Source organism: Shewanella sp. SG44-6 (assembly GCF_014164185.1).
Classification (GTDB): domain Bacteria; phylum Pseudomonadota; class Gammaproteobacteria; order Enterobacterales; family Shewanellaceae; genus Shewanella; species Shewanella vesiculosa.
Genome location: NZ_JACJER010000010.1, coordinates 60342 through 67064, shown reverse-complemented (window position 1 = coordinate 67064; position 6723 = coordinate 60342). Strand labels below are relative to the sequence as shown.

The 6723-nt window shown below is 41.5% G+C and carries 7 protein-coding genes; 3 read left to right on the top strand and 4 right to left on the bottom strand.

The window, feature by feature from the left end; genetic code table 11:
* From H5185_RS03475 to H5185_RS03465, 3 genes are all read right to left on the bottom strand, one after another.
* The coding region (locus H5185_RS03475; RefSeq protein ID WP_220494400.1) for a ProQ/FINO family protein at window positions 1-127 on the bottom strand (127 nt) is incomplete at its 3' end.
* A gap of 276 nt (window positions 128-403) precedes the next feature.
* On the bottom strand, window positions 404-862 hold the full coding sequence (locus H5185_RS03470; RefSeq protein WP_124015892.1) for a GAF domain-containing protein: 459 nt from the start codon (window positions 860-862) through the stop codon (window positions 404-406).
* Window positions 863-907: 45 nt separating this feature from the next.
* The gene (locus tag H5185_RS03465) at window positions 908-1201 is read right to left on the bottom strand and encodes a YebG family protein (protein WP_124015891.1); all 294 of its coding nucleotides are present in this window, start codon (window positions 1199-1201) and stop codon (window positions 908-910) included.
* Window positions 1202-1414: 213 nt separating this feature from the next.
* On the opposite strand from H5185_RS03465, the gene H5185_RS03460 reads away from it, so the two are divergent.
* From H5185_RS03460 to H5185_RS03450, 3 genes are read left to right on the top strand one after another with little or no spacing between them, the layout of a single operon-like run.
* Complete coding sequence (locus H5185_RS03460) at window positions 1415-2041, top strand: paraquat-inducible protein A (RefSeq protein WP_124015890.1); 627 nt, start codon at window positions 1415-1417, stop codon at window positions 2039-2041.
* Window positions 2034-2747 (top strand): paraquat-inducible protein A, encoded by a 714-nt coding sequence (locus tag H5185_RS03455; RefSeq protein ID WP_259396149.1) that lies wholly within the window; start codon window positions 2034-2036, stop codon window positions 2745-2747. The genes H5185_RS03460 and H5185_RS03455 overlap by 8 nt, the downstream gene beginning before the upstream one ends.
* The gene (locus H5185_RS03450; RefSeq protein ID WP_182741362.1) at window positions 2734-5379 is read left to right on the top strand and encodes a PqiB family protein; all 2646 of its coding nucleotides are present in this window, start codon (window positions 2734-2736) and stop codon (window positions 5377-5379) included. The genes H5185_RS03455 and H5185_RS03450 overlap by 14 nt, the downstream gene beginning before the upstream one ends.
* A 103-nt stretch (window positions 5380-5482) precedes the next feature.
* Here the strand turns inward: H5185_RS03450 and H5185_RS03445 are convergent, their stop codons facing one another.
* Entirely contained in the window at window positions 5483-6709 is a 1227-nt protein-coding gene (locus tag H5185_RS03445) for a nucleoside recognition domain-containing protein (protein ID WP_182741361.1), read from the bottom strand.
* Window positions 6710-6723: the final 14 nt, after the last annotated feature.

Genomic DNA, 6723 nt, shown 5'->3' with positions numbered 1-6723 from the left:
CCAAATCTTGAAACAGACCAATTTTTAATGGCTTAGTTTCACCTTCTGCAATAAAGCATAAAGGAAAGGTTTCATATAAATACGCTAAAATTGCGTTGGTGTCGGTCAACTTGTCTGTTGATTCCATTTTTACTTCCACGTTAATAAAGGGACTGATTATGCGGCAGAAATTTGCCATGCAGTCGTTCATCTTTCGTTAAACCTTACCGTTAAGGCTCAACGTACAAAATATCACTATCCGCCAGTTTGCTAAAGTCATTGAAACAAACCTTAACAATTTAACCAAACTTACTCTCAGCTTAATCATCGCTCATCAGTAAATCCAGCACAAATGCGTTTAGCGGCATATTATAAAGCCCGCGACAGCGAATGCGACCATGATTTAATCTATTTTGTTCGCTATTTAACCAAATAGGCAAGTTTCGAAACTTTTTACCATGTTTTCTAAGCCAATTTGATCATCTTGATCGAAACGATTGAGTAATGGACTGTCAATATCTAACACTGCCACCACTTCATTGCCCTGCCTTACAGGAATGACTATTTCGGAATTACTGGCAGAATCGCATGCTATATGGCCATCAAATTGATGCACGTCGGCGATGCGTTGGGTGATATTTTCTGCAGCAGCGGTGCCACAAACACCTTTGCCCATATCAATTCGAGTGCACGCGACTTTACCTTGGAAAGGACCAAGGACGAGCTGTTCACCACGCTTGATGTAAAAACCAGCCCAGTTGAGATCCTCAAGGTTGTCATTTAACAACGCTGAAAAATTTGCCATTGCCGCAATCAAATCATCTTCGCCTTCAAGTAACGCTTGAGCTTGACGATTTAATGTTTGGTAAAATTCGGTTTTCATTTCCATTCCTTAAGCTGGTATCTACTTCACAAGTTTGAAATACGGCTATTCTGCAGCGGTATTTTTAGCCGTAGTCTTTTTGGTTTTAACTGCAGGAGCGTTTTTAACCTGTACTACGCCTTTTAGCAAGTTAGAAAGCTCATCTTTATTGTTTGCGAGATAAAATGCTAACTGTTCGCACTTATTTTCATCGAGTCCAAGATCTGCCTTTATAAGAAAAGGCACTAGGTTATCGGAAATATCGAGCATCTTATCGTAGGCATCAGCCTCTTTTTTCGATATAAATGTCATCTTTTCCACCCCTTCTCTGACCACGACAAATTGGGTTATCACTGCCATGATGTAATCCTCACTGTTTTTATATACAGTGCATAGAATCTCACATAGTTAACTTATGATGCAAGTGTTCTGATTATTCTGATATTATCAAATACACATTAATGAGTTTCTTTTAACAAATGACACATTTATTTGCCAATATGAGGCAAAGTTGAGAGGTTTACCTCTTAGCTACCCGATAATGATTTTCACTATGGATTAGATTAATTTTTCATGAATGAATTTGATGATCATGATTCTATAATATTATGCCGATCATGTGATTTGGCAGTGAGAAAACGAGCGTTACCCTCCAGCTCTCGCGCTATTTGTCCGCGTTGTCATACTGTACTCTATGATTCTCCGTACTGCTCTATCAATGGTATGTTGGCGCTATGCGTTGCCGCGTTAATTATATTCATTCCCGCTAATTTGTTACCAGTTCTCGAAATTCACTTTCTTGGCAGTGTCAGAACCACGACCGTAATGCAGGCTGCTATGACGGTTTGGGCCGAAGGATATTGGGTCGTAGGCTTAGCGGTAATGGTTGCGGCTGTTATCGCCCCTGGATTATTAATATTGTCGATACTGGCGCAAGTTGTTATTGTCAAATTAGAATTACACAGCTCATTTTGGCAAAGAACTTATACGACATTGCTAAAAAATCATGGTTTGATATCACAAATGACCATGCTAGAAATTTATGTCATCAGCTTCTTGGTATCTGCATTCCAACTATCTGATTTTTCTGATGTGTATTTTGGTATGGGGACATTCAGTTTTACCATGCTGTTTGTCATCATTCTTTTTTTACAACGTGAATATAAACTTGAGCACATGTGGAGTTATGTTGATGCCTGAAACTCCAATGAATCCCGCTAATGAGCTATCCTCAGCAAGTGAAGAGCCTCATGTAAATATTAACCAGGAAGCCCCAAAAAAAGCTCAAGCCTCTTTGCAGGGGCAAAAGTTAGGCTTATGTTTATGCCCTGTCTGTCGCAAGCTGAATTTAACCAGCAAAAATCATTGCCAGCGCTGTTTTAGCCAATTGAGCAATCGTAATTATGCCAGTATCCAGCAGAGTTGGGCTTTATTGATTACAGCCACTATTTTACTTATCGTCGCTAACATCTACCCTATCACCCTCCTGACAAACCGCGGGGTGGTCACTAAGGATACTATTTTTAGTGGTATTAGCCATTTAGTGCAAACAGGCATGTTGCCGATAGCGGTAATTGTTTTTACTGCCAGTATTTTAGTACCTTGGCTTAAGATTTTTGGCTTAGCCACTTATTTAACCGCCATCAGTTTTAACTTGCCGGTATCAAAAAGAAAATTAATGGTTGGTTTTCACATTATTGAATGGATTGGCCGTTGGTCGATGCTCGACTTATTCGTTATCTCATTAACCGTTGCTTTAGTGAATATGGGACAACTGTTAGATGCTAAACCTGCACCTGCTGCAACTGCATTTGCGTTAGTGATCTTACTGACACAACTTGCGGCAAAAGTGTTAGATACTCGTTTACTCTGGGACCGCTTGGAAAACACCGATGACACAAATTGAATCACCGAAAATTGTTAAGAAAAAATTATTCTCGCCAATATGGTTATTGCCTATTGTCGCCTTAATATTGGGTGCTTGGTTAGGGGTAAAAAGCATTAAAGAGTCGGGCATTGAAATTTTAATCCACTTTCCCAGCGCCGCAGGCATTGATATTGGTAAAACATTAGTAAAATACCAAGGTTTATCGGTCGGTAAAGTCACCGACATTGGTATTGATGATGACCTCAAAGGTGTTAATGTCAAAGTGGTAATGGATTATCGCGCCGACCCATTTTTGAATAAAAACACCTTGTTTTGGTTAGTCAAACCCAAAGCCAGTATTACCGGAGTCGAAGGCTTAGATACGCTATTTTCGGGTAATTATATTGCCATCCAGCCCGGAGATGGCCGCTCGGCAACTGAATTTGAAGCACAGCGCGAAGCACCCGCAATTCTCCCCGGCAGTGAAGGCATAATGATCGAGCTTAAATCGCCTAAGCTGGGTTCTATTGATGTTGGGTCACCGGTCTTTTTCCGTCAAGCACCCGTTGGCAGCGTTGTCAGCTATCGCTTAGATGGTAATAAGCAAATTATTATCAGCGCTTTTGTTCAAGAGCAATATGCCCATTTAGTTAACAAAGACTCACACTTTTGGAATGTATCTGGGCTGAAGATTGATGCCTCTTTAGCGGGTATTAAAGTCAGTACTGAGAGTATTGCATCTATTTTGGCTGGCGGGATCAGCTTTGATACCGGAAGCTATACTGAAAAAGCGCAAAATGGTGATGCTTATATTCTTTACCAGGATGAGCTTTCTGCTATTGGTGGGGTACATTTTAGTTTAATCGCGACCGACAACGATGGTGTAAATGAAGGCACGTCTATCATCTACCGCGGTATTGCTATTGGTGAAATAGAAAAAGTGAGTTTGACCGACACTGGAGTGCAGTTTAGCGCTCGAGTTGAACATCAATACCAAGGGCTGATCACCAGCGATAGTCAATTTTGGTTAAGTGGAGCTGACTTATCATTAAAAGGCATTAAAAACCTTAGTCGACTGGTCACTGGTAGTGTAATTAATGTGTTACCTGGTACTCAAGCATCTGATAAAGCAATGCAATTTGAGTTAGCCTCTGAGGCCCCAGATTTACTCTCTCAAGCTAAGCTTAAGCTCACCGTAGTGGCCAATACGCATACGGGAGTCAGTAATGGCGCGCAAGTTCGATATAAGCAACTCCCTATTGGGCAAATTACCAGTATTAATTTAAGCAAAGACTTTTCAACCGTTGAGTATCAAATTGAAATTCTCCCGGAATTTAAAAACTTACTCACAAAGGGGAGTTTCTTTATTCCAGAAAGCGCCTTAGCCGTTGACGCTTCATTAGCCGGAATTAAGGTTAAGACTCGCGACGTGACCACTATGCTTGAAGGTGCGATTAGCTTAATTCCAAGTAACAGCGCTACCTTGATTGCACCTAACAGCACCTTACCCTTACATGAATCAATCGAGTCAGCACAGGTGCTTTACGCCCAGCAACAGATGACACACTTTACCTTGACCAGTATTGATGGCGCCGATTTAACTGAAGGGTCACCGATTTATTATAAGAAAATGCAAATAGGTTCGGTCAATAAAATCAATTGGTTTGCTAAGACAGATAAATTTAATATTGATATTAGTATCGACAATAAATTTGTTGCTCTGGTCAAAGCCAATACTGTTTTTTGGCGCAATGATGCTGTCGCCATCAATGCCAGTTTAGCCGGTGTCGATATTAATGTGGCGCCTCTAAAAGGTGCAATCAATGGCAGTATTGCCCTTGGACACATTGACGAGACCGCGAATCCACAGATCACACAACCTAATCTGCGTTTATATGATACCAAGTCACTCGCCCTGATGCAGGCTAAGGTGATTAACCTTATCTTGCCTGTGAGTACTAAAGTGGCTGAGAAAGCCGCTATTCGCTATCAAGGTCATAAAATTGGTGAAATATCACATGTGAAGCTAAACCAAGATTTAACCACAATTAATGCGCAAGCGTATATTTATGGCCAATATGCAAACCATTTTAGTGCCAGTGACAGTGAATATTTTATTGTTGATGCGCAAATCTCTTTAGCCGGTATTAATGCTCCAGAAACGCTACTCACTGGGCCTTACATTGGGGTAATCCCTGGTAATAGTTTGGAATTGATCGATAGCTTTGTTGCTCAACCTCACGCCAACTTTGAGGCTTCGGTGCCTAAAGATGCTTTATCATTCCAATTGGTTGATGATCAGTTAGGCTCTATTAAGGTTGGCACTCCGCTATTTTTCCGCGGTATTAAGGTTGGTCAAATTGATGGTTATCAACTAGATAAATCAGGCATTGAAATTACCCTGTTTGCTCATGTCAATGCTGAATACAGCCACTTGATAAACCAAAGCAGCCAATTTTGGGATGCTTCTGGGATCAAGTTAGATATCGGTTTATTTTCTGGCGCACAGTTAGAAACGGGCTCACTAGAAACCATACTGGCTGGCGGCATTGCATTTGCAACGCGTGATACAACCTCTGACAGCAATGGTATTGATGCATCGAGCCGTTTTCCATTGCATAAAAATATGCAAGATGAATGGATACAATGGCAACCTTTACAAGCTAAGTAGTCTTATCTCGAAATACTCGCGATATAGCAAGATCAAAAGGCCGATATATGTATCGGTCTTTTGATGTTTAACACTCTTAAGTATCAGGAGGTAATGTTAATCATTAACCATAAAACCAATAACACACAGCAATTGCCGCAGTAATACCGGCAAAGTCGGCTGCTAATCCACAACCTAGCGCATGGCGACCATTACGAATACCAACAGAACCAAAGTACACAGCAAGGACATAAAACGTCGTTTCAGTGCTGCCTTGTAAAATAGCCGCTAGACGACCCGCAAACGAATCAACCCCATGATGACTCATGGTTTCTAACATCATGGCACGCGCGCCAGAGCCGCTAAAGGGTTTCATCAATGCAGTTGGCATTGCATCAATAAAGCGCGTATCTGCGCCCAATGCACTAACGCCACTTGCCAACAAGTGTAACGCATAATCTAGTGCGCCAGAGGCTCTAAGAAAGCCAATGGCTAATAACATTGCCAACAAATACGGAATCAGCTGAATGGCTTGGCCAAAGCCTTGCTTAGCGCCGTCGACAAACTCATCATAAACAGCAATTTTGCGATAGCCTGCAACCAAAATAAAACTTAAAATCAGTAACAACAATATGCCATTGCCTAACACCATAGACACTTGCCCTATTGCATCTGCCGACAATGTTACCAAATAAGCTATTGCTGCCATGAATACACTCATAATGACAGCTGCATACGCTAAAATAACACTGTTAAATAACGAAGTCCGTTGCACTAAGGCAACAACCAATAGCCCCACTACAGTAGAGACACTCGTGGCCAATAAGATTGGTAGAAAGATATCTGCAGGATTAGCCGCCCCTTGTTGGGCACGATATAGAAATACGGTGACGGGTACTAAGGTGACTGACGAGGTGTTTAACACTAAAAATAAAATTTGGGCGTTGGTTGCAACTGATTTGGCAGGGTTAAGGGTTTGTAGATCGTGCATAGCTTTTAAGCCAAGAGGCGTAGCGGCATTATCTAGCCCCAGCATATTGGCAGTCAAATTCATGCTAATACTGCCATAAGCGACATGACCACGAGGCACCTCTGGCATCAACTTAGACAGCAAAGGCTCGAATATCCGCGCAAACAAACAGACAACACCGGCCTTTTCGCCTACTTGCATCAAGCCCATCCACAAGGCTAATACGCCAATTAACCCGATTGAAATGTCAGCAGCTAATTTAGCACTGGCAAACAATGCCGTAACCGACTCACTTAATATATTGACGTTGCCATTCACTAATTGGATTACGATAGACAAGGCTGCAATGATAAAAAATAATAACCACACTCTATTTAACACGCATATCTCCATCA

Bases quoted from the DNA above. Each gene is read 5' to 3' on its own strand.
- H5185_RS03470 (WP_124015892.1), bottom strand. From the start codon at position 862: ATGAAAACCGAATTTTACCAAACATTAAATCGTCAAGCTCAAGCGTTA.
- H5185_RS03465 (WP_124015891.1), bottom strand. From the start codon at position 1,201: ATGGCAGTGATAACCCAATTTGTCGTGGTCAGAGAAGGGGTGGAAAAG.
- H5185_RS03460 (WP_124015890.1), top strand. From the start codon at position 1,415: ATGAATGAATTTGATGATCATGATTCTATAATATTATGCCGATCATGT.
- H5185_RS03455 (WP_259396149.1), top strand. From the start codon at position 2,034: ATGCCTGAAACTCCAATGAATCCCGCTAATGAGCTATCCTCAGCAAGT.
- H5185_RS03450 (WP_182741362.1), top strand. From the start codon at position 2,734: ATGACACAAATTGAATCACCGAAAATTGTTAAGAAAAAATTATTCTCG.